At 60.6% G+C, this 26,424-nt stretch carries 21 protein-coding genes, 2 tRNA genes and 2 pseudogenes; 14 read left to right on the top strand and 11 right to left on the bottom strand.

Going from position 1 to position 26,424, the window contains the following annotated elements; all coding sequences use genetic code 11:
• Positions 1-29: 29 nt before the first annotated feature.
• Positions 30-257 (top strand): annotated as a pseudogene (locus D0550_RS05555) (sterol desaturase family protein); the annotation flags it as partial.
• A gap of 192 nt (positions 258-449) precedes the next feature.
• Here the strand turns inward: D0550_RS05555 and D0550_RS05560 are convergent.
• Positions 450-1,037 (bottom strand): hypothetical protein, encoded by a 588-nt coding sequence (locus D0550_RS05560; protein ID WP_116808128.1) that lies wholly within the window; start codon positions 1,035-1,037, stop codon positions 450-452.
• A 59-nt stretch (positions 1,038-1,096) separates the two neighbouring features.
• Positions 1,097-1,558 carry a hypothetical protein gene (locus D0550_RS05565; protein WP_116808129.1) on the bottom strand — a complete coding sequence of 154 codons (462 nt, stop codon included), beginning with the start codon at positions 1,556-1,558 and terminating at the stop codon, positions 1,097-1,099.
• A 572-nt stretch (positions 1,559-2,130) separates the two neighbouring features.
• Between D0550_RS05565 and D0550_RS05575 the strand changes: the two genes are divergently transcribed.
• A complete protein-coding gene (locus D0550_RS05575; protein ID WP_153067048.1) occupies positions 2,131-4,632 on the top strand; it encodes a DUF11 domain-containing protein in 2,502 nt (833 codons plus the stop codon).
• Here the strand turns inward: D0550_RS05575 and D0550_RS05580 are convergent.
• The 6 genes from D0550_RS05580 to D0550_RS05605 form a co-directional block, all read right to left on the bottom strand.
• A complete protein-coding gene (locus D0550_RS05580) occupies positions 4,544-6,862 on the bottom strand; it encodes a hypothetical protein (RefSeq protein WP_116808132.1) in 2,319 nt (772 codons plus the stop codon). The two genes, D0550_RS05575 and D0550_RS05580, sit on opposite strands and share 89 nt — an antisense overlap.
• Positions 6,863-7,131: 269 nt before the next feature.
• Positions 7,132-8,277 (bottom strand): slipin family protein, encoded by a 1,146-nt coding sequence (locus D0550_RS05585; protein ID WP_206606105.1) that lies wholly within the window; start codon positions 8,275-8,277, stop codon positions 7,132-7,134.
• Positions 8,278-8,684: 407 nt separating this feature from the next.
• Positions 8,685-8,758, bottom strand: a tRNA-Ile gene (locus tag D0550_RS05590).
• Between the two features lie 185 nt (positions 8,759-8,943).
• The gene (locus tag D0550_RS05595; protein ID WP_116808133.1) at positions 8,944-9,516 is read right to left on the bottom strand and encodes an HNH endonuclease; all 573 of its coding nucleotides are present in this window, start codon (positions 9,514-9,516) and stop codon (positions 8,944-8,946) included.
• A gap of 36 nt (positions 9,517-9,552) precedes the next feature.
• Positions 9,553-9,628, bottom strand: a tRNA-Asp gene (locus tag D0550_RS05600).
• A gap of 897 nt (positions 9,629-10,525) precedes the next feature.
• Positions 10,526-11,152, bottom strand: a complete 627-nt coding sequence (locus tag D0550_RS05605) for an HAD family hydrolase (RefSeq protein WP_161965650.1) — start codon at positions 11,150-11,152, stop codon at positions 10,526-10,528.
• Between the two features lie 128 nt (positions 11,153-11,280).
• Between D0550_RS05605 and D0550_RS05610 the strand changes: the two genes are divergently transcribed.
• Positions 11,281-12,651 carry an alpha/beta hydrolase family protein gene (locus D0550_RS05610; protein WP_161965651.1) on the top strand — a complete coding sequence of 457 codons (1,371 nt, stop codon included), beginning with the start codon at positions 11,281-11,283 and terminating at the stop codon, positions 12,649-12,651.
• Positions 12,652-12,684: 33 nt separating this feature from the next.
• Here the strand turns inward: D0550_RS05610 and D0550_RS05615 are convergent.
• A pseudogene (locus D0550_RS05615) lies at positions 12,685-13,336 on the bottom strand (NAD(P)-dependent oxidoreductase).
• A 287-nt stretch (positions 13,337-13,623) separates the two neighbouring features.
• Here D0550_RS05615 and D0550_RS05620 point away from each other — a divergent pair.
• The 5 genes from D0550_RS05620 (at position 13,624) to D0550_RS05640 (ending at position 16,583) form a co-directional block, all read left to right on the top strand.
• Entirely contained in the window at positions 13,624-14,022 is a 399-nt protein-coding gene (locus tag D0550_RS05620; protein ID WP_116808208.1) for a GlcG/HbpS family heme-binding protein, read from the top strand.
• A gap of 26 nt (positions 14,023-14,048) precedes the next feature.
• Entirely contained in the window at positions 14,049-15,236 is a 1,188-nt protein-coding gene (gene fdhA / locus D0550_RS05625; protein WP_116808136.1) for a formaldehyde dehydrogenase, glutathione-independent, read from the top strand.
• Positions 15,237-15,499: 263 nt separating this feature from the next.
• Positions 15,500-15,679, top strand: coding sequence for a helix-turn-helix domain-containing protein (locus tag D0550_RS37090; protein WP_161965652.1), 180 nt, complete (start codon positions 15,500-15,502; stop codon positions 15,677-15,679).
• Positions 15,680-15,795: 116 nt separating this feature from the next.
• The gene (locus tag D0550_RS05635; RefSeq protein WP_116808138.1) at positions 15,796-16,044 is read left to right on the top strand and encodes a YceK/YidQ family lipoprotein; all 249 of its coding nucleotides are present in this window, start codon (positions 15,796-15,798) and stop codon (positions 16,042-16,044) included.
• The gene (locus D0550_RS05640; protein WP_116808139.1) at positions 16,041-16,583 is read left to right on the top strand and encodes a DinB family protein; all 543 of its coding nucleotides are present in this window, start codon (positions 16,041-16,043) and stop codon (positions 16,581-16,583) included. Before D0550_RS05635 ends, D0550_RS05640 begins: the two co-directional genes overlap by 4 nt.
• A gap of 9 nt (positions 16,584-16,592) precedes the next feature.
• On the opposite strand, the gene D0550_RS05645 is transcribed toward D0550_RS05640, so the two are convergent.
• Both D0550_RS05645 and D0550_RS05650 read right to left on the bottom strand, forming a co-directional pair.
• On the bottom strand, positions 16,593-16,910 hold the full coding sequence (locus tag D0550_RS05645) for an AzlD family protein (protein ID WP_116808140.1): 318 nt from the start codon (positions 16,908-16,910) through the stop codon (positions 16,593-16,595).
• Entirely contained in the window at positions 16,903-17,547 is a 645-nt protein-coding gene (locus tag D0550_RS05650) for an AzlC family ABC transporter permease (protein ID WP_161965653.1), read from the bottom strand. Before D0550_RS05650 ends, D0550_RS05645 begins: the two co-directional genes overlap by 8 nt.
• A gap of 227 nt (positions 17,548-17,774) precedes the next feature.
• Here D0550_RS05650 and D0550_RS05655 point away from each other — a divergent pair, with 227 nt between their 5' ends.
• Genes D0550_RS05655 through D0550_RS05680 form a run of 6 tightly spaced genes read left to right on the top strand, consistent with a single transcriptional unit; the run spans position 17,775 to position 26,416 of the window.
• The gene (locus tag D0550_RS05655) at positions 17,775-21,116 is read left to right on the top strand and encodes a TonB-dependent receptor (protein WP_206606107.1); all 3,342 of its coding nucleotides are present in this window, start codon (positions 17,775-17,777) and stop codon (positions 21,114-21,116) included.
• A gap of 4 nt (positions 21,117-21,120) precedes the next feature.
• Positions 21,121-22,656, top strand: a complete 1,536-nt coding sequence (locus tag D0550_RS05660) for a tryptophan halogenase family protein (protein WP_116808143.1) — start codon at positions 21,121-21,123, stop codon at positions 22,654-22,656.
• Positions 22,653-24,110, top strand: a complete 1,458-nt coding sequence (locus D0550_RS05665; RefSeq protein ID WP_116808144.1) for a tryptophan 7-halogenase — start codon at positions 22,653-22,655, stop codon at positions 24,108-24,110. Before D0550_RS05660 ends, D0550_RS05665 begins: the two co-directional genes overlap by 4 nt.
• Positions 24,107-24,826 carry a DUF6445 family protein gene (locus D0550_RS05670; RefSeq protein ID WP_153067049.1) on the top strand — a complete coding sequence of 240 codons (720 nt, stop codon included), beginning with the start codon at positions 24,107-24,109 and terminating at the stop codon, positions 24,824-24,826. Before D0550_RS05665 ends, D0550_RS05670 begins: the two co-directional genes overlap by 4 nt.
• Positions 24,768-25,421 carry an RNA polymerase sigma factor gene (locus tag D0550_RS05675; protein ID WP_206606108.1) on the top strand — a complete coding sequence of 218 codons (654 nt, stop codon included), beginning with the start codon at positions 24,768-24,770 and terminating at the stop codon, positions 25,419-25,421. The genes D0550_RS05670 and D0550_RS05675 overlap by 59 nt, the downstream gene beginning before the upstream one ends.
• Positions 25,418-26,416 carry a FecR family protein gene (locus D0550_RS05680; RefSeq protein WP_116808146.1) on the top strand — a complete coding sequence of 333 codons (999 nt, stop codon included), beginning with the start codon at positions 25,418-25,420 and terminating at the stop codon, positions 26,414-26,416. Before D0550_RS05675 ends, D0550_RS05680 begins: the two co-directional genes overlap by 4 nt.
• The last annotated feature ends 8 nt before the right edge of the window (positions 26,417-26,424 follow it).

Genomic DNA, 26,424 nt, shown 5'->3' on the forward strand with positions numbered 1-26,424 from the left:
GCAGCGTCAGATGTGTATAAGAGACAGCGCCACGATGGGTGGGATTTGTATTTCAACGACCGGAAATGCACCGCATTCATCATCAGTATGGCCGGCATAAGAATAACTACGGAGACATTACTTGGTGGGATATGTTGTTCGGCACCTACGAAAATCCGCAGGAGTGGGTCCATACCTGCGGTTTCGATGACGATAAGGAGCAGCGCCTGCTCGCCATGCTTGCCTATCAAGACGTGCACGCTGAACCAAGAGAATAGTGTTTATTTCAGATCCGAAGCGACTTGGTCAGATCGGGTAGATCCTTTTTAGCCCGCTAGTTCACCTGGGTGGTTCGAGATCGGCAGACGGGCGAGGGCGGCGTACCTGTCAATCCGCGCGACGGCCGTCGGAGAAAGATCCTTCGGCCGTCACTGTGGCGCTATTTTTCTTATATGCGCTCCCTGCGATCGTTATGCCGCTTCTTCGCGTCGTTCGCGCATCAGATGCGCGATCAACATGCGGCGTGCCCGCGTTCGGCGCAGCCCACGCTTGCCCATTTGGAGCCGCGCGAGCCTGTGCTCACCGTCGCCAGCTTCCTCGCCGTACTCATCCTCGTCCTCTTCCTCGCCGGCTTCGCCTCCCTCGCGTACCAGGTGCGCGAGAAGCATCTGTCGCACGCGTCGGCGACGCAGAATACGACTGGCGATCAGCAACCGCGCGAGCTTGCGCTCATCACCGCTGCCTTCCTCGCCGTACTCATCCACACCCTCGTCCTCCTCTTCACCTTCTTCATCTCTTCTCTCACTGAGCAGGTGCGCAAGAAGCATGCGTCGCACACGTCCGCGACGCAGAATGCGACTGGCGATCAGCAGTCGCGCGAGCTTGCGCTCACCACCGCCGCTTTCCTCGCCGTACTCATCTTCACCTTCCTCCTCTTCGCTTGCTTCACCGCCCTCGCGCAGCAGGTGCGCGATGAGCACATTGCGCAAACGTCGGCGGCGCATCTTGCCACCGGCTGCCATTTTCAGCAGATCCTCATTCTCAAGCGAAGCGCTCATAAAGGTCTCCTACTGACTTGATTGAATCGTCGAAATCCCAGTCGGCGCGCGAACCGAAGTCACGCGCTGGCCGCGGGGCGGCCTGGGGTGTTTTTGGCTTGCTGAATCAACGTTTCCAGGAGCAGCCGGTTCATGGATTCGCGCTCCAGCAGGTGCTTGGCCGGACTGTGCGCGATCAGTTGCGTAAGCAACGCGTGGCGCAGCTCTGCGTCTTTCTCCGACTCCTTGGTCTCGTTCTGGCCATCTTCTTCGCCCAAGACGCAATCGATTCCCGCCTCGAAGGCCTCCTCGATAGCTTGCTCCAGTTTCTGGCTTCCTGGTTGTGCGAGATTCGCGGTCTCCTCACCTGAGATCTCGTGGCTGGCGCCACTCGCGTCAACGGTCTCAAACTTGATGACCTGCGCGGTCGCCGGGTCGATGGTGAACGTAAATAACTTACCTCGCTTCTGCGGCGAGGTCTCGTGCGGATTTGAAGCCTTTTGCCTTACACCCTTGCGACGAGCGCCTGCGGATTTTTTCACTTCATGCTCCTTTCAGAGGCATGCAAGCTATCGCACGACGCACGAGTCGCATATGTCCCCTTGGTCTAATCCGCGTCGCAGCTACACAGACGCAACCCACCTCTCAGCGGCCGCTTTGCCCGCCCTCAGTGTCTTTTCGCGCGGCCACGAGCCGAGGTTCGTTGTGCTCGTAATCGAGAAAGTCCAGTGGATCGGGATCGGCGGATCGTACGTGTGGGGCACGCACGTCACCGGATGGACCGTTGGTGCGGACGTTGCCTTCCGCTTGTGAGCCAGACCTCGCGGTGGGAGGAACCGTTTCTAAGGAACTCGCGGTTCCTGAGCATGGATCGAGATGCCAAGTAAACCTTGTAGTGCCCACGCTCGCCAACTTGACGAACTAACGGGCAGTCTCCTATCGCCGCTGCGTCGAGCGGTCGCGTTGAGGCTATTTCTCCCGTTCCGGCGGGTCCATGGGGTGTCCAGCCCTGACTTGGATCAAGGGCTCGAGCGCTGCTAAGATTCTGCGCACCGGCACCACACTCGGAATCACAATATCGGCCATGCCGGTGGCCGCCAGGATGCGGCACTCCATGAGAAGAATATTTTGTGCTCGTCGCACGTTGCGTCAGCTGCTCGCTCTCATCGGTCTCGTCGCCTGGTGCACGCCCACGAGTGCGGCCGTAAATGAATGGACGCAGATCGGTCCGAGTGGCGGCTACGTGCGTGGCCTCGTGTTCCACCCAGCAGCCGCCGGTGTGTTGTATTCGATCGTGGAGGAGCGGTTCTACGTCTCTACCGACAATGGCATGTCGTGGACTGCCCGGCCGAAAGAGTTCTCGGACACGCTCACGGCTCTGGTCGTCGACCCGACCAACGGCGACGTGCTGTATGTGTTCGAGATCAATTCCGGCCTGTGGCGTAGTGCCGATCGGGGCGAAACGTTTACCTTCGTGGGTGCGGGGGGAAGCGATGCCGGCGTCATCGATCTTGCGATCAGTCACGATGGCATGCGGCTGCTGGCCGCTACCGCAGCTGGAGCGCTGCTGAAGAGCGACGACGGTGGGGCGCATTGGAGTAACGTAACCCCCGCGGCGACGCCGCCGCTCGTGGCATCGTATTTCGTCGCACTGACGATCGATCTAGTGAACAAAGACATCCTCTATGCCGGCATGCTCAATGGAGGGGTGTTCAAGAGCACCAATGGCGGCGCGACGTGGACGCAACTCATGGCCGGCCCTGGGGGCTCGCTTGAGTACAGCATCGTTGTCGATCCGGCGGATCAAGATCACCTGCTACTCTCCGCAGTTCAGCTACTCGAGTCGCACGATGCCGGCGCAAGCTGGTCCATCGTCGGCGGCGCGGCCGGGCCGGTCGTCGCGTTCGATCCGCAGGATTCGAACCGGATCTACGTCGGCAGCATCCACAACGCCATCTTCAGAACGAGGGACGGCGGCGCCCCGTGGGAATTGTTCAACACGGATGACGGCCTGACGTGCGGCTGGTTCAACCATCTGCATGTGGACCCGCGCGACCCCAGCCATCTGGTCGGCGGCGGCGATGAAGGAATCTGCGCGTCTAGCGATGGGGGTAGCACCTGGACATCTGCGTCAGCCGGAATATCTGCCACGCGTGTCGAAACGCTGCGCACGGCACCCGGCTCGCAGCGCCGAATACTAGTAGGCCTGTCGCCAGGCGCCGCGTACGTGAGCTCGGATACCGACGGCTCGTGGACACGGCTCGACAATCATTCCTTTCGCTCCGGAGGTGCGCCCAGCGGCACATCGATCGTCGCTTTCGATGCGGCGGCGCCGGCAAGTAAGTGGCTCATAGGCATCCGCACAGGCGGACTGCGCATCACTCCGGACGGCGGTGCCAGCTGGCTGTTCGGTGACCTGGGCACGCCATACTATGATCTGATTCCAGATGCCGCCTTGGCCGACACGTTCATCGGCGCAACCCACTTCGGCATCGTCCGCAGCACCAATGGCGGCGTGAATTGGGAGTTCACGTCGACGCCGGCGGATTTTCGCGACTTCGCCGCACTTGCCACGGATCCCGCAGATCCAGCCGTTCTCTATGCTGGCGCCGGCGGTCGACGCGGCGCTGCTTTCGGTGTGGTGAAGAGCACCGATGGCGGCCACACGTGGTTGGCAGCGAACACGGGCATCGCCTCTCAATCGATCAATCGTCTGGTCGTGAATCCCACGAACTCCAACGTGATCTATGCGGCCGCCAGCGGTAGCCTCAGTCGGTCGGTAGATGCAGGGCAGAGTTGGACGGCACTGCCGGCTATCGATCAGAGTGCTGCCGCGCAGTTCGATGACGTCGCGCTCGATCCCTCGAATCCGGACGTCATCTACGCCGCGCACGGAACGCTCGATCGGTCGGTCGATGGAGGTGCGTCATGGCAAACGATCTATTCGGGGTCGCGAAAGCGCGTGCGTCGAGTCGCTCTCGATACGCTCAACCCGAGCATCATCTACGTGGGCACCGAGGTACATGGTGTGCAGGCGATGGAGATCGCGCTGGATCTGCTTCTCACGGCAACGCCACCTGCGGCGGAGGTTCGTGAGGGTACGACCGCACGCATCAGCTTCGAAGTGCGTAATCAGGGACCGTTCTCTGCAAGTCTGGTCTCGCTTTCCGGCACTTTCTCTCAGGCCGCCGCGAGCACGACGATCGCGAGCAATCGTGGCACGTGCTCGCCAAGTGCAGGTGCATTCACGTGCTCGATCGGGGCGCTCGGGTTGGGGGAGGTCGCCAGAGTGACATTCGATTTCACGCCGGCGGCCGGAGTTTTCTCAGTAAATGCACGCGCCAGCGCGCACGAACGAGACCCCGCGAACGACAACAACGCCGCTCAGGTCACCATCAATGCAACGAGCGCGCCCAGCGCGCCTACGGGCGGCGGATCGAGTTCGGGGCGTCGTGGGGGAGGGGGCACCACTGGACCGCTCGATCTGTTCGCGCTACTCCTGATTGCGGGTGCCGCTCGTTGGTCGCTTACGGCAACTCGACAGCCACGATGCGAGTCGATCCCGCCACGAACAGCAATCGCTCATCGGCGGACAATGTGCTGCCAAAGCTGGTGACATTGCCGTAGTCGTAATCGCGATCGGGGGTGCCCATGTCTTCGGGCACCGGAATGTCGGCGCCGATTTGGGGGAAGGTGCTGTTCGCGCCAACCGCGGCCGAGGTATTGAACACCGCCACATGCCCTGTGCCGCCAGCGCCGTGGACATAGACATAAGCGCGGCTACCGTCCGCGGACAACGTGGCCGCGCTGTTCGTCGGCAATCTACCCAGCGTAATGCCAGCTTGATCTCGCAGGGAGGTATTGTTGATTAGCACTTTGGCGCCGGTGCGATCCAGGCTGAAGCGATAGTAATAGTAGACGCCGTAACGGGACCAGTTCCCTTTATCGATGACCGACCGCGTCGATGTATCGAACAGCACATAGTTGCCGCCGCTGGTCGAGGTGTTGCCGATCGCGACCACTCGGCCATCGCCGCTGGTGGCGAGGTTGGCTCGATAGAAATTCCAGTCACGGTAGTCGTAGTTCGTTATCAGTGGGCCCTTCATCGCCCCGGACAGCAGGTCCAGCTCGCCGATATCCGACGCGGAACAGGAGCTATTGAGTGATGCGAACACCGTGCCAGTCGTCGGGGTGACGACATGCGAGTAAACACAGGCCGGATTGGGGTTGCCCGGCATCGGCGTAGCCACGCCACTGTCCAGATCGACGCTATGGAAAGCGCCGTAGCTGACCGCGACCATATGGCGGCCGTCGCGTAGCAAGGCTGCATCCTGAAGGAGCGCTATCGATAGGGAAGGCAGTGCATTCCATTGCGTGCCGTTCCATTCATAGCGCTCGATCTCGCTATTCAGGGTGTCGATTCCGTACAGGCGGGACCGGATGGCGTCGTACAGCAGCTTCATGCGATTGCCGGTACCAACCATTTCTCCGGCGCCCGGTGTGAGGGGAGCGGCGGCTACTTTGATCGCGGCCGCCGAGCGGCTCAGTCCGAGCTGATTTTGAAAGCTCACTTCGTAGTCGTTGGCGGCGAGTGCGGGCAGAGTCAGCGCAATCTCTCGTGCGCTGGTCAGCGACGCCGATGCGCCGAGCGCCGACAGCGGCTGGTTGTTAATTCGCAGCAGCTCCAGGTCGTCCTGCGTGAAATCCTCGCCCAACAAGCGGATGGTGTCCGGCGTGCCTGGCCGCAGGAAATAGGGGTCGGCGGCATTGGCGCGCGGCAGGCGCACACTCACATTGAAGTTCAGATACCTGTTCTCGTAATAGCCGTATTTGATCGTCGCGGCCGGTGTGTAGACGCCCGTGCGCAACGCATTCAGCTCGCTGCGATCCAGGTCGAGCGTCAGCGTCGTCGGCGCGCCGGCCGTCGTGCCGCTGGACGGAGCTACGTGGAGCAGTGATGAGTTGCTCTCGGCGGTCCAGGCAATGGCGCGCGGCAGATTTTGCCCCAGGGCGGAATCGGAGATCACCACGCCGTGGTGAGTGTCGGCCTCGGGTGTCTGGGAATTCAAAGTGATATCGAAACGGGTCGCGCTGGCCGTGAGTTGCGGCACGACGACCTGGACGACTCCCAAGAAGCGCCACTCGTTGCCGCTGATACTATCCTTGATACCGAATATCTGCTGATAGCGGCCGGGAGCCAGTCCGGTCGGATTCGGCGTGACGACAATCGAACCCCGCTGCGTGCCGCTGGTGGCGGAGAAATGCAGCCAGCTCGGCCCGTCGACGCTCCATGAAATGTTCTCGCCAGTGATGTCGATCGTGACGCCCTCCGCGGGCGTGAACGGTCCTCCTTCCACCACGGAAAAGTTGATGTCGGGAGCAGTGGCTCGGAAGCCCTCGCGCAAATTCAAGGTGATGGCCAGCTCCTGATAAACCGTATTGGAGCCGTTGGCATTGCCGCTGACAAAACGCAGCGCAGTCGAGTGAGTACCGGCCGCCAGGGACCCAGGCACGATTTCAACGGAAAAGACGGCACGATCGCCGGTGACGCCGGTGTTCGACACCCGTAGCCACTGCGGTAAGACCTCGCCCGGTCGCGTGCCGACGAGCACGCCATCGCCTTTGAACGTCGCAGTGACGGTCTGCGCGGGAATGGAAGAGTACTGCGTGCCCGAGAATGTCAGAGCCTGCGTCGACAGCGAGATCGAATATCCGCCGCTCGTGCTCGTGCCTCCGCCTCCGGTACCGCCACTGCCGCCGCCACCACCGCCGCCGCCACAGGCTGATAGCAACGACAAACAAAGCGCGGCCAAGACGCTCCGGACAACCGCCGTGTTGATATTCATGTTTATTCCCGCCGATGGAACGCGGCTCGTTCGTGCCCAAGGCCGCTTGCCGCGGACTATATCAATTTCGGGCGCAATGTCCCCGAGCCTTTGCGACTGAGCAAGATTAAGTCATGACAACGGGCTTGTTTGCATATCTCGCGCAAGGGATTGCCATAGTGTGCAAACATCGGCCGGATACTCGCGTCCGCACCCTTCGCAGTGATAAGTCAAAAAGAGAGCCCGATCTTTCGACCGAGCTCTCCTGCTTGATGTTGTCGTAGCTCACTTCAGTTCGCCGGAACCTGAATGCGCACGACATCCTTCAACACGCCGTCGAGGCCGCCGAAGACCGTCAGCTTGTCGACCTTCTCCGTCACCTTCTCCAGCGTTTCCAGCTCCTTCAGGCGCAGCAGCGTCGGGTTCTCGTCCATGAGACGCGCCGTGTTCAGAAGGGAGCGGGTTGCCGCGGTCTCTTCGCGACGCTTGATCAGGTTCGCTTGCGCAACCTTCTCGGCTTCCACGACTCGGTTGAGAATCTCCTTCATCTCACCCGGCAGGATCACGTCCTTGATCCCTACGCTTGCCAGCTTGATACCGTGCTGCTCGATCTTGCCGCGCGCCGAGGTCTGGATCTCACGATCCAGGTTGCCCTTGGCACCGAGCAATTCATCGAGCGTACGGCTACCGATCGCCTCACGCAGCGCGAACTGCAGCTCCTTGTAGATGTACTCCACGAAGTTCTGCAGCTGCGTGCGCGCCAGCACGACATCCTCCACCTGCCACAGGGCAGTGAGGTTGACGCGCAAGCTGACCTTGTCCTTCGTCAGGATGTCCTGACCCGAGACTTCCATGGTCTGCACCCGGCGATCGACGAGCTCGACCTTCACCGTGCGCTGGAACTTCCAGAACACGTGCAGGCCAGGCTCGAGCAGCTTCACGAACTTGCCGTCCACGATCAGCATTGCGACCGAGGTATCCGGCACCTCGATCGAGCTGGTGGCGTCCGCTGCCTGTGCAGCCAGCGGCTGCTTTGCTCGCGCCAGCAGCTTTGACAAGCGCGCCGGCACTTCCAGATCCGCCGTGAGGTCGATCTTCTCGACCTTCACTTCGATCGGGCCCTTCCAATACAGCTGACGCTTGCCGGGTGCGAGCACGCCGGCCAGCTTACCGTTCTTGTAAACAAGACCCGCCTCGCTATCGGTGAGCTCGACGATGTCGAAGTGCTGTTCCATCGTCGCCCGCGCATCCTTCACGAGGAAGTCCACGCGTGCGTGTTCGAACTCCGGGACCGTCAGGTCATAGAGTTGCGCCTGTACGTCGCTCATCGGCGCGATGAGCCAGTGCTTACCCGGCTCCAGCACACCTGCAAAGGTCTTGTTCTTCCAAACCAGTGCACGCTCATGCTGGGCGACAGTGATTCGCTTCATCGTCATGATTGCCTCCTTCTTCTTTCTCTGTTTCCTTCGCCCAATGCCACCGCTGGCCCAATCCAGCGGCGTTCTTTGAATGAGTCCGAAGCCACCCCACACCTACCGCACGGGCATCGCGTTCGTCGTGTCCATCCCCGGCGCGAGCACGGTTGTCATCGCTCGCGCCTTCCTGGCACGAGCACTTTTTCAACCGTTCTCTTCGTCAGATTGGGCACACGCAGAGCATCGATGCACAGGGCGTGGTACGCGCTGCGATGTGATCGTCGCTCACTTGCGTAAGCTCGATCAGGGATCGCTGGGGCGCCTCGGGTGCGAGACTTGCGTCTCGCGGATAAGATGCTGCTGGCATCCAACAGGGGGAGTCGAACCCCGAGCCTTGCGGCTCTTACCAGTAACGACATCTCAAGTCGTTGCAATAGAGGGAGTCGAACCCTCGACCGAGCAGTTATGAGCTGCTTGCTCTATCCAGCTGAGCTACATTGCAGTGGTGGACATGGTTGCGTTGTGCGCGGGTACACACAGCAGCAGCGCTGCAGCGTGCCAGTGTGGTTCGAACCACAACCGCTGGCGCATACGCTCACCAGGACCTCGGTGATGACCAACGCGGGTTTCGCGCTCGTCAAAATTCTTATGGACGGCGGCAGGCGGACGAATTTCCGCCTGCCGGTTTCATGCGATCGATCGCATCCTCGAATTCCTCGGTACACCCTGGAGCAGGAACTCCATCTGGTCGGCGAGGATCTTGCGGTTGCTTAGAATGAAGGCCTCGTACCGGTTCGGAACGTACGGCACGTAATGCAGCTTCATACCTGCAGCCTCCGGCGTGCGATCGGCCTTGCGGTTGTTGCACGCCTTGCAGGCAGCGACGAGATTCATCCAGGAGTTCTCGCCACCCTTGGAGCGCGGCACGATGTGCTCCATGTCGAGCTGATCGAAGCGAAACCGCTGTGCGCAGTAGGCGCAGACGTAGCGGTCTCGTGCGAGCAGCATTTCCTTGGTGAGTGCTGCCACCTGATCGAAGTTGCGGACGATGAAGTCCTTCCCTTTGATCGCGATGATGGAGTTCGCACGGATCAGCGACTGGATCCCAGTGGATCGCTGCGTACCGCCGCGAAGCAGAAACTCGTTTGTACCGGTAGCCCACGCGATCATGTCGGTTGCGTAGTACTGCGCGGCTTCACGCACGTTGATCCACCGATGCGGAGCGCCGGCGACGTCGAGCGCGAGAATGTGCGGACTCATCGTTACTCCTCCTCTGGTTGAACAACGGTTAATGGATGGCGCCACGGATGGGATTCGAACCCACGACTTCTCGCTAGACAGGCGAGCACTCTGGCCTCTGAGTTACCGCGGCAAATTCATATTGGATCAGGCGCCAGGGTTAAATATTGGTGCGGGCGACAGGATTCGAACCTGCACATGGCGGAACTCCGATCATTACTCGAAGACAGCATCGGCTTGGAAACGCGCTTCCCTAGCGACCCACTGAAGTAGCCGTTCGGTGCATCCGCAACCGCGTGCCTCAGCTGATTACCCGCGTAGCCTCTTCGGCTTTCCCTTGTCACGTTTTAGGGTCGCGTTTACCTTTTCCGCTACGCCCGCGCAAACAGTCACACGATGTGAGTCAACAATTGAGCTCACATCTGCAAAATTCGTAAGCGAATAAGACCCTCACGCTTGCACGTGCTTGGAATATTTCTTACTCGCTACAGACTCTCACCCTCAGCGTCGCAAGCACATCAACTGGTGTTGGCGTGGATGTGCGCAAGGGTGAGAGCCCTTACAGTTTCCAATTGTTAAACAGCGTCCTGTCCGAGCGAGCGGCGCAGGGGTCCATACGCATGCGCGTACGAATCCGGATCGAGGGCATTACCTCGCGGACGGAACACTGTTTTGGGTGGTTTTCGCCGACTCTGAGAGGGATCTCAGGTGGCTTGGCTCCCGTGGGTGCCCCGTCCGGCTTACCGCCTTCGGGGCAAGGAGCCCTAAAGGCGGTTACAGATCGAGTTCGGTCACGAAGTCGCGATAATTTTTCGCGATGGGCCGTAACCAGCTACCCATGATCGACGGGCAGCCGGACGCGGCGCGCTGTGCGCTTGGTCTTTGCATGGCTGTTCCGTGGATCGAGAGCATTTCAGTTTCGCTTCAACAGGCGGCACCAGGCCGCGTTACAAGTCAAGTGGCGCGAAAGATAGCATGCTTTATCGAACGTGCAAATGTTTCTTTCGAAAGCGCAGCGTAGATCTCATATTCATCCAATCAACGTTTTCAGCAGTTCAGGGGCAGAAAAGTCCTGCAGCCAATGCTCGCACTTCCCACGCAACCGGCTGCCTACGCCAATGAATCGCCAGCCCAGGCGTTCACTTGCCCTCTGGTCCCAATCGCCATCACCGACGTAGACAGTGACTGCCGTCGCAGGCAACAAGGTGCGGCACCGTTGCATGATACGAACACGTTCGTGATCGTCATCGGATGATGTCAGAGGAATGCCCGCAACGTCGTAGCCTGCGCGTGCCAGCTTCATGCGAGCTGTATGTTCCCATCCGCCGGTCGCTATGCCGATCCGGCAATGGAGCACCTCCCGCAGGTTTTCCAGAAGGCCTGGCGCGCCGGGTGTCGGGCAGCAGGAGCCCTCGTGGCGAAGATGATCTGCCATCAATTCGCCGAAGCGCGTTCTCACATTCTGCTCGCATCGCGTGATGTCGAGACCATTCTCATGGCATATTTGCCGGAGAATCCCGCGATCGGTCACATGCTCGTAGTCGCTCCACCTCGGTCTGGTCGAAACATCACCCAGCACCTCACGGACAGCGGTGGCGTACAAGCGGGCATCGTCTGCGACGGTGTCTACCAGGGTTCCGTCGATGTCGAAGATCACACAAGCATCCATGATGTGCACTTCTCAGTTCGGGGCATGCGGCTGCCGTGTAAGATGAGTCGGCGCCGAGTATTCGGATTAAACCGAACATTAGCATATGCCTTGTAACTCTAGGGATGGATCACCCAATGAGCACTACTGACCGTCGCTCCATCTGTCGCTGTCTTGCCCTTGCGTGTGCCGTTTTTGTACTGCCTGCCGCTGGCGTGGCTGCATCCGAGCAATCCAGTGCGAATGCCGGGGGCAACGACGCCTACTATGGTAACTATCGCGTCTCACGGGATCATGAGCTGGGAATTCAACGGTTCATTACGGATGCGGGTGAGAGCGTTGCGCTGATCGCAGACTATCAATCAGGCGTCGTCCGGCTGCTGTTTCCGGTCTCAGAAACGGAGTTCGTGATGGGCCCGGGGTTCGCTGTGCAGTCCCCGGCCGAGCTGCACGTTCGATTCGTCAAAGACGCGCAGGGCAATGTCACGGGCATCTCACTTCGCTCTGCAGTGGGTGCTACAAACTTTGCCGAGCGAGTGCCCGTGGCAGAGGAGGCTGTCGAGATTCCCCACGGCGACACGAGGCTCGCAGGAACACTTTTCATCCCGCCCGGCAAAGGGCCGCACCCTGCCATCATCCTCCTGCACGGTTCCGGGCCGTTGACGCGTTACTCGTTCGGTCCGTATCCGCGTTTCTTCGCCTCGCTGGGGCTCGCTGTTCTGATCTTCGACAAACGAGGCACCGGCGCTTCAACCGGTACGCGCCTGGACGCTTCGACGGGAGCTCAGTCGCCGCTGCCTGCGGCGTACTATCCCGATGACCTGGCGAACGATGCTCTTGCTGTCTTCGCCTTTCTGCAGCGGCGACCGGAGATCAACCCGAAGGAGATTGGTTTCTGGGGATCGAGCGAGGGAGGAATGCTTGCAACGCAGGTCGCTGCGCGCAACAAGGATGTGGCGTTCTCCATCAATTCCTCTGGCTTCATGGGGCCGCTGTGGGAGACAGTCCTCTATCAAGCGGGAGCGATTCCTAGATCGCACGGTCTTTCCGCGGCTCAAGCCGAGGAGGCGCGAGAGTTCGCCAAGCTTTGGATGAGAGTGGCGCGCACTGGAGAAGGCTACGATCAGTTCATTAGTCAGCGAGAGGAAATCCGCAAGGCGAACAAGGCCTGGCTGCTGTGTTACTTCAGCAAAGAGTACAGTTCGCTCGAACAGATGCGCTGGGATTGGGACCACATCCTTTCATTCAGCCCATTGCCCGCACTTGGGAACGTGACCTCTCCCGTCCTGGGAGTGTTCGGAGAGTTGGATCCCTTAACTGACGCCTCGGATGCAGCGAGCAACATGCGCAAGGTGCTCTCGGGTGCCGGCCACGGTGACTTTACCATCAAGATCTTCCCAAACGCTGGCCACTCATTGGGGGAAATGCCTTCCGGGAGCAGGATGGCCCCGGGGGTGTTTGAGATGCTTCGCTCGTGGCTACTAAAGCGCGTACACGTGGCTGAATAGATAACAAGCTGTGTATGCCTCGATTGCGACGCTTCAATAGCCAACGGTGAAGCGCTGCCGGATGTGCGCAGGGCGCTCCAGTTCATTGATCATCGCGACGGCATAGTCCTGCACACTGATGTGGCTCTTGCCGTTAACGTCCACCAATAGTTGATCGTCGCCCAGCCGGAATTCTCCGGTCCGCGACCCCGGAATTTTTCAATCTCTGCGGAAAGGCGCAAAGAAAAACGAACCACTCGAGCGAGGGTTCCTTGCGCAACTGCTCCAGTGCGTCGATCGTCGCGAGCGACCCGGGCTTTATCCAGTCAGGAAACCCCGGCGCATCGACGACGCGGACGCCGGGGGTGATCGTCTGACCACCGGCGCCGCCTACCCACAGTACGCGCCTGATACCTGCCTTTTTTATAGCGGCGATGATGGCGGTCGTGCCGCGTACTTGCTCGTCGTACAGGTGCGGATTCTTCCAACCCGGATTGAACGCGCTGATGAGTGCATCGTGGCCTGCGATCAGGGTTGCCAGCGCTTCTATATCGTGAACATCGCCTGCTTTCGGAATGAGGCGCTCCTGCCGCTGCAGTTTCCCGGGATCACGAGCAATCGCGGTGACCGTGTGTCCGCGGTCGAGCGCTTCCTTCAGCAGCGCTGAGCCGACAAAGCCTGTTGCGCCGAGCAGTACGATGTTCATGGGTGGGACCTTTCACTGGGTCATTTATCGGATGACATCGTCACGGCGCGCCCGACTGTCACGGCGCGACGACGCTGTCGACCTGCGCGCACATGATGAAACTCTCATATTGAGATTGGTAGCTGCGCGCGGCTCGAGACTCGAGTATGAAGTTCTGCATCGGACGCGGAACATGGGTCACTGAGTTGCGTTGCCTTTGCGGATCGGTTCACGGCCCCGGTAGTCGCTGACTTTGCGATCGGCAGTAGGTGTGCGCCGACATTCGAGGTTCCTTGCCGGAGATTTTCATGGTCACACTCAACGACGCAAAGACAATTATTGCTGCCGCCGAGAAGAAGGCGACGCAAATCGGCCAGCCTCAGAACATTGCTGTCGTTGACGCGGGGGGCAATCTGATCGCGCATGAGCGCATGGATGGTGCCTGGATCGGTAGCATCGACATTTCCATCAAGAAGGCCTTTACCTCGCGCGCGTTCGACATTGCCACCAAGGATCTGGCGAAAGAGGCGCAGCCGGGCAAGCAGTTCTACGGTATCCAAATGTCCAACTCGGGGCGGATCATGATTTTCGCGGGCGGCATCCCGCTCAAACGCGATGGCAGGGTCGTGGGTGCGATCGGTGTCAGCGGCGGGTCGGGTGAGCAGGATCAGACCGTCGCCGAAGCCGGCGCCGCTGCCTTCCGGTAGCAAGACGAGCCAACAGGAGAGTCATCATGGCCAGCAATCGCGGCGTCGTTTACACAGGCCCCGGCAAAGTTGAGATTCAGAGCATCGACTTTCCGGTGCTGGCGCTGGGCAAGCGCAAGTGCGAACACGGTGTCATTGTGAAACTGATCGCGACCAACATCTGCGGTAGCGATCAGCACATGGTGCGTGGTCGAACCACGGCGCCGGTCGGCATGGTGCTGGGGCACGAGATCACGGGTGAGGTCATTGAGTGCGGCCGCGACGTCGAATTCATCGAGAAGGGCGATTTGATCTCCGTGCCGTTCAACGTCGCCTGCGGACGCTGCCGCAATTGCAAGGAACGGCACACCGGCGTGTGCCTGAATGTAAATGGCGATCGAGCCGGTGGAGCCTACGGCTATGTCGACATGGGCGGTTGGGTCGGCGGACAAGCTGAGTATGTGATGGTGCCGTATGCGGATTGGAATGCGCTGAAGTTTCCAGATAAAGCTCAGGCCATGGAGAAAATGCGCGACCTGACCTGCCTGAGCGACATTCTGCCGACCGGTTATCACGGCTGTGTGTCGGCGGGTGTTACGACCGGTTCGACAGTGCTCATCTCCGGCGCTGGCCCGGTGGGGTTGGCGGCAGCGGCGGCTGCATTTCTGTTGGGCGCCTCGGTCGTCATTGTCACCGACCTCAACAAGGAGCGCCTTGCACACGCACGCTCGTTCGGTTGCGAAACCATCGATCTGAGCGAGGGAGGTAAGATCACCGAACGGATCGAACAGATCCTGGGCGTTCCGGAAGTGGATTGTGCGGTGGATTGCGTCGGTTTCGAAGCGAAAGGGCATGGCGGCGCCGACCAGCCTGCCGTGGTGCTCAACCAATTGATGGAGGTCACGCGTGCCGCGGGCGCGATCGGCATCCCGGGGCTCTACGTCACCGAAGATCCGGGTGCGAAAGACGAAGCCGCACGGCATGGCACGCTCGGGCTGCGTTTCGGACTCGGTTGGGCCAAGTCGCATGCGTTCTATACCGGCCAGACTCCCGTAATGAAGTATCACCGCGGCTTGATGATGGCGATCCTGAATGACCGTATCCAGATCGCCAAGGCCGTCAATGTGGAGGTGATTACGCTGGATGCCGCGCCAAAGGGCTACCAGGACTTCGACGCGGGTGTCGCGAAGAAATTCGTGATCGATCCGCACAACTCGCTCAAGGCCGCCGCCTAGCTCCCCAGGTGCCTGCGTCACACCATCCAGCCTTTGCCCTCGTACTCGAGGTCGGCAGCGGTCGTCGCCGCACGACACCTGGTCCTGTTTCTACCTCAGCTCAGCGTCGCACTGTCAGCGCAGGCGCAGAGCTCTGATCGCATGCGCGAGCTGCTCGCATGGATCGTCGAGCCCCCGAACGCGCCTTTGATCACCAGCATGCTGGCTGATCGTCTCGACATGAGGGAGCGTACCGTTACCCGTCGATTTCGCGAGGAGTCCGGTTGGCGCCTACGCAGTTCGTCGCGAGCGTGCGCGTCGATCAGGCGCGCGCCTTGCTGGAGCATACCGATTGGCCGATCGATCGTATCGTGGCCAAGTCAGGCTTCGGCTCTAGCGACGCGTTGCAGAGGGCGTTCGCGCGGCGCTTGAGATCGACGCCGCGGGAGTATCGGAGACAATAGAGAGGGACGGAGCCGTCTGGTCCAACCGGCCATTCTAAGCGAGCGCGTGTACGGCGCAGTCCAAGCAAACGGTAGTAAGATCAGTCTATGTGGACGACGACCTGCGGGGCCGGAAGATGAAACTACGTGTATTCGGTTGCGCGTTTTTTCCTTTGCTCACCGCTTGCGGCACAATTGCCACGCTCGGGGAAGACGAAACGCGCAACAAAATCTACTCAGGCACGCTGCGGCAGGTCGAGTTGAAGTGCGCACATGGTACCTGTCTGGATCTGCCGTTTTCCTTCGTCGCCGATACTGTGCTCCTTCCGGTGACGATTCCGTGGACTATCCTGAACGCCAACAAAGAAGACATCGCTGAGCCATGAACACTGCATCACATTTTCAGCTGCTTGCCGAGTATAACCGGTGGATGAATCGCTCTTTGTTCGCTTCCGCGGCCAAATTGCCTGCCGATGCGATTACAGCAGATAGAGGTGCATTCTTCGGTTCGATATTGGGAACCCTGAATCATCTGGCGGTAGCCGACACTATCTGGCTGAAACGATTCTCCACACATCCGGCTTGTGCAGCCTCACTACAGCCGATGAGCGATGTGCCATTGCCCACGCGGCTCAATGAGACTTTATTCTCCGATTTGACCTCGCTGCAAGGCTATCGCGAGCGGCTGGATGAGCTGATCGTCAAGTTCGTTGCGTCGCTGGGAGACGAGGCATTGAAGCAGTCTCTGACCTTCTCCAGCTTGAAAGGTGTTCCGTCGGGTCGCAATTTTCATGCGCTGCTCATGCACTTCTTCAATCATCAAACGCACCATCGAGGTCAGGTGACCACACTGCTGTTTCAGGCGGGTGTCGATCCGGGACCCACGGATCTGCTGGTGCTGGTCCCTGCAGATGAGATCGCATAGGTTGGATCATTAAACACCTCCTGCTCGAACGAGTCCGGTCAGAATCGTGCCAGCGAGCAGAGCGGCGAATGCATTCCTTGTAATCAGCATCACGACGGCGCCACCCGCGACGCCGGTTGCGCGAGCTGCGTCGCCGCTGCAAGCCATCGTCACTGCAAGGGCCGACAGCACGGATCCTGACAAGTGATGCAGAAAGCGCTCGAACCGCTGTGTCGGGGGGAGGATAGCAACCAGCCACAGACCGCCCACGCGAGTCAGATACGTCACCCCACCCATGACCAGGATCGCTGCGATGACATCGGTCGTGCCGATCCCGGGACTATTCATCTCGTGACACACCGAAGAGCGCACCAGATCCTGCACCGATGAGGATCGCCCACTGCGAAGGGATCAGAAGCGACAGCGCCGAGGCCAACGCCGCAGCCAACATCCACGGCGCAATATCGGCACGACCGCGCACCAGTCCTATCAGCGAGCAAACAAAGAACGTAGGCATGATTGCATCGAGGCCGAAGCGTTGCGGGTCTCCGAGCGTATGGCCGGCGCATGCGCCCACGGTCGTGCCGATCATCCAGGCGCCCCATAACACCAACCCACCGCCGACGAGATACCCAAGATTGCGCTCGCCTCGTGCAATCGCCTGTTGTGTCGAGGCCCAATTGGCATCGCTCAACAGGGCCACAGCGGCGTATCGCGATGCTCGTCCGTGCTTTGCCAGATAGTCGCGCAGCGTCATTCCAAATATCAAATGACGCGCGTTGACGGCCAACGTCATCATCGCAAGGCTGAGCAGCGGGAGCGGCGCAGTCCATAGATCAAGAGCTGCGTACTGAGATGCACCCGCGAATACAAATGCGCTCATGGCGATCGCGGCGAGGGGCGGAATATTGGCGGCGACCGCCGCGGCACCAAAGCCGATCCCAAAGGCGAGGACTGCGACGAATGCGCCGGCCAGGTCACGCACTCCGGCCGCTAGGCCCGATGATGCCGACGCCACGGATGCTCTGGTTGCGTCTGGCCGATTCATGCCCACAGCATCGTTGATCCGCTGTGTTTCGACCGCTGGCGGGATTGCCAAGAATCTGGAACAAAGTGACAGAAGACCGCTGAGGAAAGCGTCCCCCGAGTTCGTCATGACGTTGACAGCAGCCCCAGACGCTGCGCCAACAAACTCGAATCAGGGGGATTCACGTGACACTGCCAAAAATGGGTGTGCGAACGGGCAACTGCGCCCGTCAGAACCTGAAACTGCGTAACGCGATTGCTATTGCCACTGGAGCGGCGCTCTCGGCAGTGGTGCAAGTGGGCGCGGCGGCGGAGGTGGAGGAGATCGTCGTCGTCGGTGTGCGGCAGTCGCTGGAGACGTCGCAGGAAATCAAGCGAGAGGCGGACACGTTCGTCGACTCGATCACCGCAACGGACATCGGCGCCTTTCCGGACAAGTCGGTCGCAGAAGCTCTGCAACGCGTGCCGGGCATCACTGTCTCGAGGTTGCAGTCGAGCGACGATAGCACACACTTTTCCGCCGAACCGGCGAGCGTCCTGATTCGCGGCCTGACGTTCGTGCGCACCGAGTTCAACGGGCGCGACAGCTTCTCCGCCGACGGCTATCGCGGCTTGAACTTCAACGATGTGTCGCCCGAGTTGATGGCGGGCGTCGATTCCTACAAGAACCAGACCGCCGAGATGATCGAAGGCGGCATCGCGGGCACCGTGAATCTGCGGACGCGACTGCCGTTCGATTCCAAGGGCCAGGTGCTTTCCCTGACGGGTCGAGCGAACTACGGCGACCGAGTCGACGACACGACCTATGAGGCCTCGGGTATCTACAGCAACATCTGGGAAATCAGTGCCGGTCGCATCGGTGCGATGGTCAACTATGCCTATTCGCATGTGAAGACACAGAGCGAAGGCGTCGTCATGCAACGTATCGGCGCCTTTTGCAATGGCGGCAATCTCGACGCGAGTGGCAATCCCATCATGAACTCGGATGGTACCCCCGCGTGTACCTCCTCGCCGTACGGTGGGAGTGGCTGGCAGTACATGCCGCGTCAGGTGAACTTCTCACAAGTGCTCTACGACCGCGAACGTCATGGCGCCTCCGCGGCTCTTCAGTTCGAGAGCAGTGACGAGAAGGTCTTGGCGACGTTGCAGTTCATCGACTCGCGTTACGACAATCCGTGGCTGGAACGTAGCTCGAATGTGGGCTTCTTCGATCTGTGGGGCGCGGCCGCTTACTCACCACAAACGACAGCGAGGATCGGACCCGCTGCCGGAACACCAGCATTCAGGTTCGGCGCGGACGGCATGTTGGAATCCGGTGTGCTCACGCAGGCTTCGGGCGCGGGCGATTGGGGCACGGGGAGCCGGCAGGAGAGCATCAATCGAGGCTCTGCCGTCCCCGGCATGCCCTTCGTGAACTACTGTGGCGATGGTAGTTGCACCACCGATCGACAGGGCCTGGATATAACGAACGAAGCGCGCAACTTCGGTCACACCGAAGGGACGCGAGATCTCTCGGTGAACCTGCGTTGGGACATCACCGACAACGTACGCAGCACCTTCGACGTCCAGCGCATCAAGGCCAAGACGAACAACTACGACATCCTGGTCGCAGCCCGAACCATGGCCGACGTGCAGTACTCGACCAACTCGGATGGCACGCCACAGATCAAATTGCTGCCGGGCTCGAACATCAACTACGCAGCCGGCGGCTTCGCCAACCCGCACAATTACTATGTGCCCTTCATCCAGGATCACTGGGAGGACAATGACGCGCAGGAGACTGCGGCGCGCGCAGACTTTGAATTCGACATCGGCGAAAGCGGCTGGCTGGACTCGCTGAAAGTCGGCGTGCGCTATGCCGATCGCGAGCAGGAGGTGCGGTACTCGACGTTCAACTGGTCGCCGGTGGCGGCGCCCTGGAACTGCAATGGCCCGGGATTCAACGCCGATAACACCACGCCTGCGGCCTATCCGGACTGCGCCGCCGGGCGTACGTTCCAGGGCTACGGCGCGGGTATCTGGGAGTCCACCAGTCTCGGCAGCTTCTATAACGGCAGCGTCTATAACAACGGACCGCTGGTTTACTTGAATCGCGCCACGCTTGCCAATCGCGACGCTCACATCGGCGCGCTGAGCAGTGCCGAGACCAATTCACCGCTGGCGTGGAATCCCCTGTGCAGTCGCGAGGCGAATACCGCGGGATGCTTCATCGCTCCAGAGATGCTGGATGTGCAGGAGAAGAGCAAAGCGGCCTATGCAATGTTGAGATTCGGCGGCGCGGATACGTCGTTGTTCGGCCTGAACGTACGCGGCAACGTCGGCGTGCGTTACGTGAAGACTGACGTTGTGAGCACGGGCGGCGTCTCGTTCCCAACCTCGAACTGGTACAACCTGGCGGCTGCGACGCCCTGCAATGCGCCCCTGGGCCCCGATGCAGTGACCCACATCTCCTGTTGGCTGACGCCCGACTTGCTGGCCTTCAGCAATGGCGGCGGTGCCGGCAACAATGTCGACACGTCGTACGAGAATTGGCTGCCCAGCTTCAATGTTCGCTTCGGCATTGACGATCGTCAGTACGTGCGCTTCGGCTATTCGCGATCGATGTCGCGACCGGATTTCGGATTGCTGAGAAACTTCGTCGGCATCCAGGCGCCAGCGTTGGACGTCAAAGCCGATTCGCCGTACCTCGTGCGCAACGCGGCTGGCCAGATCACGGGCTATAACTTCGTGTTCGATGCCGACTCGGGCTTCGGCGGGCTCAAGCCCATCACCGCCGACAATTTCGATCTGTCCTACGAGAACTATCTGGGCAAGAGCAGTTCGCTCACGCTGGGTGTCTTCTACAAGCGGCTCAATGGCAGCATCGCGTATGGCGAGTTCGACCGCGAGTTCGACAACAACGGCACCACACAGGTGGTGACGGTTCGCGGTCCACGCAATGGCGAAGGCGGCGGCACGTTGAAGGGCGTGGAAGTGGGCTTCCAGACGTTCTTCGAGTTCCTGCCTGGGGCGTGGAGCGGCCTGGGCACGCAGCTGAACTACACGCACGTCAAGCAATCGGGCATCAACAACTCGAACCTCGCAGTCCAGCCCGGCTATGCGGCGGGCGGCACGATTGCGTTCGGTGGCGGTTTGCAGGTCAACGGTGCGGTGCTCGACTCGCATCGTCTGGCCGGCATTTCCGACGATGCCTACAACGTGGTCGCGTTGTACGAGTACGGGCCGATCGGCGCGCGCCTGGCTTACAGCTGGCGCTCCGAGTTCCTGACCAACAATCTCGACTGCTGTATCGGGCTGCCGATGTGGCAGAAGGCGAGCGGCTATCTGGACGGGTCGGTTCGATATCAGATCGGCAACAACATGGAGGTGTCGCTGGACGCGTCCAATCTGTTGAACACGACCACGGTCAATCAACAGCAGATCTTCGGCGACTCGGCGGCGACGCCGGGCGCCAAGCCGCTGAAGATCGACTCCGCATGGATTCGCAGCGATCGTCGGTTCCAGCTGGGAGTGCGTTTCAAGTACTGAGGTCATGGCGCAAGCCTTGCACATCGTCATTGTCGGTGGCGGGTCGGCGGGCTGGATGTCCGCCGCCGCCTTCGCTCGCGCCCTGCATCCGGGGCGCTATCGAATCACCCTCATCGAGTCGGAGGAGATCGGCACGGTCGGCGTGGGCGAGGCGACGCTGCCCCACATCAAGACGTTCAACGATCAGTTGGGCATCGATGAAGCGCAGTTCATGCGCGAGACGCGCGCGACGTTCAAGCTCGGTATCGAGTTTCGCAACTGGGGCGAGCCCGGCGATCGTTACATTCATCCGTTCGGGGTGTTCGGTGCGCCGTGGGGCGGGGTGGACTTCCAGCACCACTGGATTCGGGCGAGACAGCTCGGTCAGCAGATCGCCTCGTTCCAGGAGTATTCATACGCCATCGCGGCCTGCCGTCGTAACGCGTTCGAGTTTCCACACCGAGCTCGAAAGTCGATTCGTGCCACGTACGCTTACGCTTATCACTTCGACGCCGGCTTGTACTCTGATTTTCTGCGGCGCTGGGCGATCAGTCGCGGCGTTCGCCGCATCGAGGGGCAAGTCCGGGACATCTCGCTCGATGAATCCGGAGCCATCGAGTCGCTGTTGCTGCAATCGGGAGCACGCATCGAAGGTGATCTCTTCGTTGATTGCACGGGTTTTCGCTCGCTGTTGCTAGGATCGAAGCTTGGCGTGCAGTGGGAAGACTGGAGTCAGTGGCTGCCTTGCGATCGCGCGTGGGCGGTGCCTTGCCAGAGGGCAGGAGAGTTCACGCCGTACACTCGATCAACGGCGCAAACAGGCGGATGGATCTGGCGCATACCGCTACAGCACCGCACGGGCAACGGATATGTTTTTTCGACCCGCTTCATTGGCGAGGAGCAAGCGCGGGATACCTTGCTCGGACAGCTCGATGGCGCTGCGCTAGCTGAGCCTCGGCTACTGCGCTTCAAGCCTGGCCGACGCATTCGGGCGTGGGCGCGCAACTGTGTGGCAATTGGCCTCTCGAGCGGATTTCTGGAGCCGCTAGAGTCGACCAGCATCTTTCTCATTCAGGCGGCGGTGTCCGATCTGTTGCGGCTCATGCCATCGCCGGAGCGTGGCCGGGTGGTTGATCCAAGACTCGCCGACGAGTTCAACCGTTTGAGCGACATCCAATACGCGCGGGTGCGCGACTTCCTGATCCTGCACTACTTCGCCAACCGTCGCCACGGCGAAGCGCTTTGGGATTACGTGCGCAGCATGCCGATCCCGGACACGCTCGTACACAAGATCAGTTTGTTTGAAGGGCGAGGGCACGTGCCGTATTACAAGGACGGCTTGTTTTCTCGCGACAGCTGGCTGGCGGTGTTGTTCGGACAGGGATTGATGCCGCACGCCTATGACCGCCTGGCGGATAACCTCAGTGCGGATCAAGTCGGGCAGCTGCTGCGCGAGTTGCGCCAAGCGATCGCATCGAATGTGACGACGATCCCGTCGCATGCAGAGTTCATCTCGCGTTATTGCGCCGATCTGCAATCCGAAAGGGCGGTGATGTCATGAGCGCCCTTACCAAGGTCGTCATCGTCGGGCGCGATATCGACCTGTGGCTGTCGGCCTGCGTGCTCCAAACGGCGCTGTATCGCTCTGGCGTCAGTGTGACGGCGATTGAGCTGCCCACTCAGCTCCATGCAGCCGACGTGTATGTGACGCTACCCGCGCTGGAGGCTCTTCATAAACGTCTCAGAATCGAGGAACCCGAATTGCTTGCCGCGACTCGGGGCGTGTTCTCGTTGGGTCAGAACTTTGTTGGCGCCGACGGCCGCCAAACGTACTTCCATGCATACGGTGCGTACGGCTCCGCTATCGACTACAAGGCGTTCTTTCCGCATTGGTTGCGGGCGCGTTCGCTTGGAGCGAACGCCAGTCTCGAGGACTTCTCGCTGACTGCAACGGCTGCGAAGCATGGACGCATGCTCGTTCCCGATCGGGCGACGGAGAACTACGGTCGCACCGACTATGCATATCATTTGCCAGCGGTCGAGTACGTGCGCTTCGTGAAAGGACGGGCGCAGCGGCTTGGAGTGACAGTTCATCAAGCGCAGACCGCCGGTTGCACGATCGATCCACTGACCGGCGATGTCGCAGCAATGAGCCTGGATCAGGACCGTCGCATTGGCGGGCAACTGTTCATCGATGCAAGTGGACCTGAGGCGCTGCTGATCGGCTCTAGTCTTGGCGTGCCGAGAGAGAGCTGGCGTGATAGCAGTCCGATCGATCGGGTGATCGTTGCTTCAGGCGATGCGTTCGCGTCCATCCCGGCCCACGCGGAGATTCGAGCGCATGCGAACGGCTGGGTCGGCTTGTATCCAAGTCGCTCGTGCACGCACGTGATCGAGGCCTATTCGAGCACGCGTTGTAGCGCGAGCGAGGCGATGGCAGCGGCGGCCGCAGTGTCGCGCCTCGCACTACAAAACGCAGCGATACGAATCTGCGACCCGGGGATACGCACGCGCGCCTGGGAGCGAAACGTCGTTGCGGTGGGTGGTGCGGCGTGCACGTTCGATCCTGTCCATAGCGTGCAGGTTCAAGCGCTACAGATGGGGCTCGTGCACCTGCTTTCGCTGTTCCCAGCCGGCGAGCAAGTGAGCGGTGCGGAGCGTGCAGAATTCAATCGTGTGAGCCGACTGAGCTTCGAGCGACTTCGCGACTTTCAAGTGGCCCACTATCTTCTGAACCGGTGTGAGGTCCACGCGTCCGCCGAGTTGCTGCACAAAATCGTGACGTTCCGCGCGCGTGGCGAGGTGCCGTTGTACGAGCACGAAACGTTTTCGTTGGACAGCTGGCTTGCGCAATTCATCGGCAACGGCCAGCTGCCCGAAAGCTACGACCCGGCTGCGGACGGCACGGCGCCCGACTTGTTGAAGGCCGAGCTCAAACGCATGCTGCGCTTCATCAAGGACAAGGTCCTCGAACAGACGACGCACGATGCATATCTGCAGAGATGGTGGCCATGAGCGCGCTCGAAGCGAGTGGTCCATTGCTGCTGGGACGGTCGATCAGCGTCCGGCTCCAGCACGTGGGCGTCGAGCGTCACCCGCTCATGATCGTCGAGGATGTCCTGGCTGCGCCGCAGGCCATGATCGATGCAGCCTGTGCGGCCAGGTTCTATGTGCCACATCACACCAACTACCCGGGCATCAACGCGCCGGTGCCGCAGTCCTATTATTTGACGGTGATTACGACGCTGCGCGGCCCGATCGAGGCGGCTTTTGGACTGCCGAGCTCGGCCTATCTTTCTTACTTCGGCTTCTTCGCATTGGCCACGATCGACGCCTCCGATGCACAGCCGATTCAGAAGATTCCGCATCGTGATTCACCCGATCCGAATCGGCTCGCGATGGTTCACTATCTTTGTCGGGGCAGCTTCGGTGGCACCGGCCTGTTTCGTCATCGCGCGACTGGCTTTGAATCGGTTGATGCATCCAGGCAGGCTCACTACGAGAGCACGGCACGCCGAGAGCTCGCGGAGACCTCGTCCGAGCGTCAGGGATACATCGATGCTCAGACCCGGCACTACGAGCTGATCGGCCAATCCGAGGCGGTATTCAACCGTCTCATCGTTTATCGCAGTCACGTGTTGCATTCAGCGCTGCTGGCCGACGGTGCCGGCAGTGCCGATCCTGCCGTCGGCAGGCTCACCGTCAATGGCTTTATCGAGGCGGCGAAGTAACGTCATGCCAAAGCGCGCCTCTTGTGCGGACGGCTCCGCATTGTCATATTCGGCAGCACAGGGGGACCGTCCGCACCCGACGGAACAGGTCGGAACGAACAAGATGGCAGAGCTGCCGAATACTCGAAGCGGGTGGTTGGACCTGCTGCGGGCCGTGAAGCGTGCAGTCGGCGGAGCCGACAGTGCCGAGGATCTATTGCATTCGGCGTTCGTGCGGCTGTCCGAGTACAGCGCCCGGGACAGTGTCGACAATCCTTCCGGGTTCCTGGTCAGAACGGCTGCGAATCTCGCGATCGACGAACGGCGGCGGGTCCAGGTGCGCCGCGAAAGCCCGATCGACATTGGTGAAATGCTGAATTTGTCCGATGGCCAGCCGTTGCATCCTGAGGTTTTGGCGGCCCGAGAACGTCTTGAAAAGGTCATGGCTGCTCTCGACTCGCTCGGGCCGAGAACGCGGGAGATCTTTTTGCTGCATCGTCTGGACGGGTTGAAGTATCGCGAGATCGCCACGCGGCTCGACATCACAGTGAGTGCCGTCGAGAAGCACATCGCGAAGGCCAGCCTGTTCCTGGTGAACTGGGTGGAAGGCGAATGAGCGGTGGGCGTAACAAGGCTCAACAGCAGGCGGCCCGAGCCGAGGCGGCGGCGTGGCTGGCCCGGTTGCGTTCCGAAGATCGCAGCGCCGAGGACGAGCGGGGCTTTCGCGCCTGGCTGGCCGAAAGCGAGGATCATCGCGCGGCCTTTGAAGTGACGAATGCGATCTTCGAGATGGCTGGCGCCGCCGACCGCCGGCCGCAACAGACTCAGGCAGACAGGCAGGTCAGCCGTCGCCACGTACTTCGTGCGGGCATGGGCTTGGCGGCCGCATCGGTCGCCGGCGTGGTTGTCTATCTGCGATCAGGCACCACGTACGCGACCGACATCGGCGAACAGCACAAGGTTTCGCTGGAGGATGGCACGCTCGTCAGTCTGGACACCGATACGGAAATCCACGTTTCCATGAACGACACGCGGCGCCAGGCGAAGCTGCGCAAGGGGCGTGCGCATTTCGACGTGGCCGAGGACAGGGTTCGTCCGTTCCATGTAATCGCGGGAGACCAGCGGATCAGCACGCCGCGCGGTCATTTCGATGTGAGTCGCGATGGGATGGTGGTGTCGGTGTTGCTGGAGGAAGGGCCGGTCGAGGTCGAGCTGGGAAACTCTGTGGCCGGTGTGCCGATGCCAAGACTGCTGACGGCAGGGCAACTCGTGGTATTCGCCGAAGACAAGGTCGTCCGTGAAGAGCGACCGGTCATGGAGCGGGCGAGCGCCTGGCGGCAGGGACGGCTGGCATTCTTCGGTGAGCCGCTCGCAGAGGCGGTCGCCGCGATGAATCGCTATACGCGCCGGCCGATCGTGATTCTCGATCCGGAGATCGCTCAAATGCCGATCTCCGGCAACTACAGCGTCGACGATCCGCAGGCCTTTGCCACGTCCATCTCGGTACTGCTGCCAGTTCGGGTCGAGATGGAGCGCAGTCGAATTACATTACGCCGGACTGAGGAAACTCGAGCCCATATTCGTCATAGGTTGGATAGACCGCTGGCGTGACTGGCGGC

It is taken from the genome of Steroidobacter cummioxidans (genome assembly GCF_003104955.1).

Bases quoted from the DNA above. Each gene is read 5' to 3' on its own strand.
- D0550_RS05560 (WP_116808128.1), bottom strand. From the start codon at position 1,037: ATGAGCGCTTCGCTTGAGAATGAGGATCTGCTGAAAATGGCAGCCGGT.
- D0550_RS05575 (WP_153067048.1), top strand. From the start codon at position 2,131: ATGAGAAGAATATTTTGTGCTCGTCGCACGTTGCGTCAGCTGCTCGCT.
- D0550_RS05580 (WP_116808132.1), bottom strand. From the start codon at position 6,862: ATGAATATCAACACGGCGGTTGTCCGGAGCGTCTTGGCCGCGCTTTGT.
- D0550_RS05585 (WP_206606105.1), bottom strand. From the start codon at position 8,277: ATGACGATGAAGCGAATCACTGTCGCCCAGCATGAGCGTGCACTGGTT.
- D0550_RS05595 (WP_116808133.1), bottom strand. From the start codon at position 9,516: ATGAGTCCGCACATTCTCGCGCTCGACGTCGCCGGCGCTCCGCATCGG.
- D0550_RS05610 (WP_161965651.1), top strand. From the start codon at position 11,281: ATGAGCACTACTGACCGTCGCTCCATCTGTCGCTGTCTTGCCCTTGCG.
- D0550_RS05620 (WP_116808208.1), top strand. From the start codon at position 13,624: ATGGTCACACTCAACGACGCAAAGACAATTATTGCTGCCGCCGAGAAG.
- fdhA (WP_116808136.1), top strand. From the start codon at position 14,049: ATGGCCAGCAATCGCGGCGTCGTTTACACAGGCCCCGGCAAAGTTGAG.
- D0550_RS05635 (WP_116808138.1), top strand. From the start codon at position 15,796: ATGAAACTACGTGTATTCGGTTGCGCGTTTTTTCCTTTGCTCACCGCT.
- D0550_RS05640 (WP_116808139.1), top strand. From the start codon at position 16,041: ATGAACACTGCATCACATTTTCAGCTGCTTGCCGAGTATAACCGGTGG.
- D0550_RS05645 (WP_116808140.1), bottom strand. From the start codon at position 16,910: ATGAATAGTCCCGGGATCGGCACGACCGATGTCATCGCAGCGATCCTG.
- D0550_RS05660 (WP_116808143.1), top strand. From the start codon at position 21,121: ATGGCGCAAGCCTTGCACATCGTCATTGTCGGTGGCGGGTCGGCGGGC.
- D0550_RS05665 (WP_116808144.1), top strand. From the start codon at position 22,653: ATGAGCGCCCTTACCAAGGTCGTCATCGTCGGGCGCGATATCGACCTG.
- D0550_RS05670 (WP_153067049.1), top strand. From the start codon at position 24,107: ATGAGCGCGCTCGAAGCGAGTGGTCCATTGCTGCTGGGACGGTCGATC.
- D0550_RS05680 (WP_116808146.1), top strand. From the start codon at position 25,418: ATGAGCGGTGGGCGTAACAAGGCTCAACAGCAGGCGGCCCGAGCCGAG.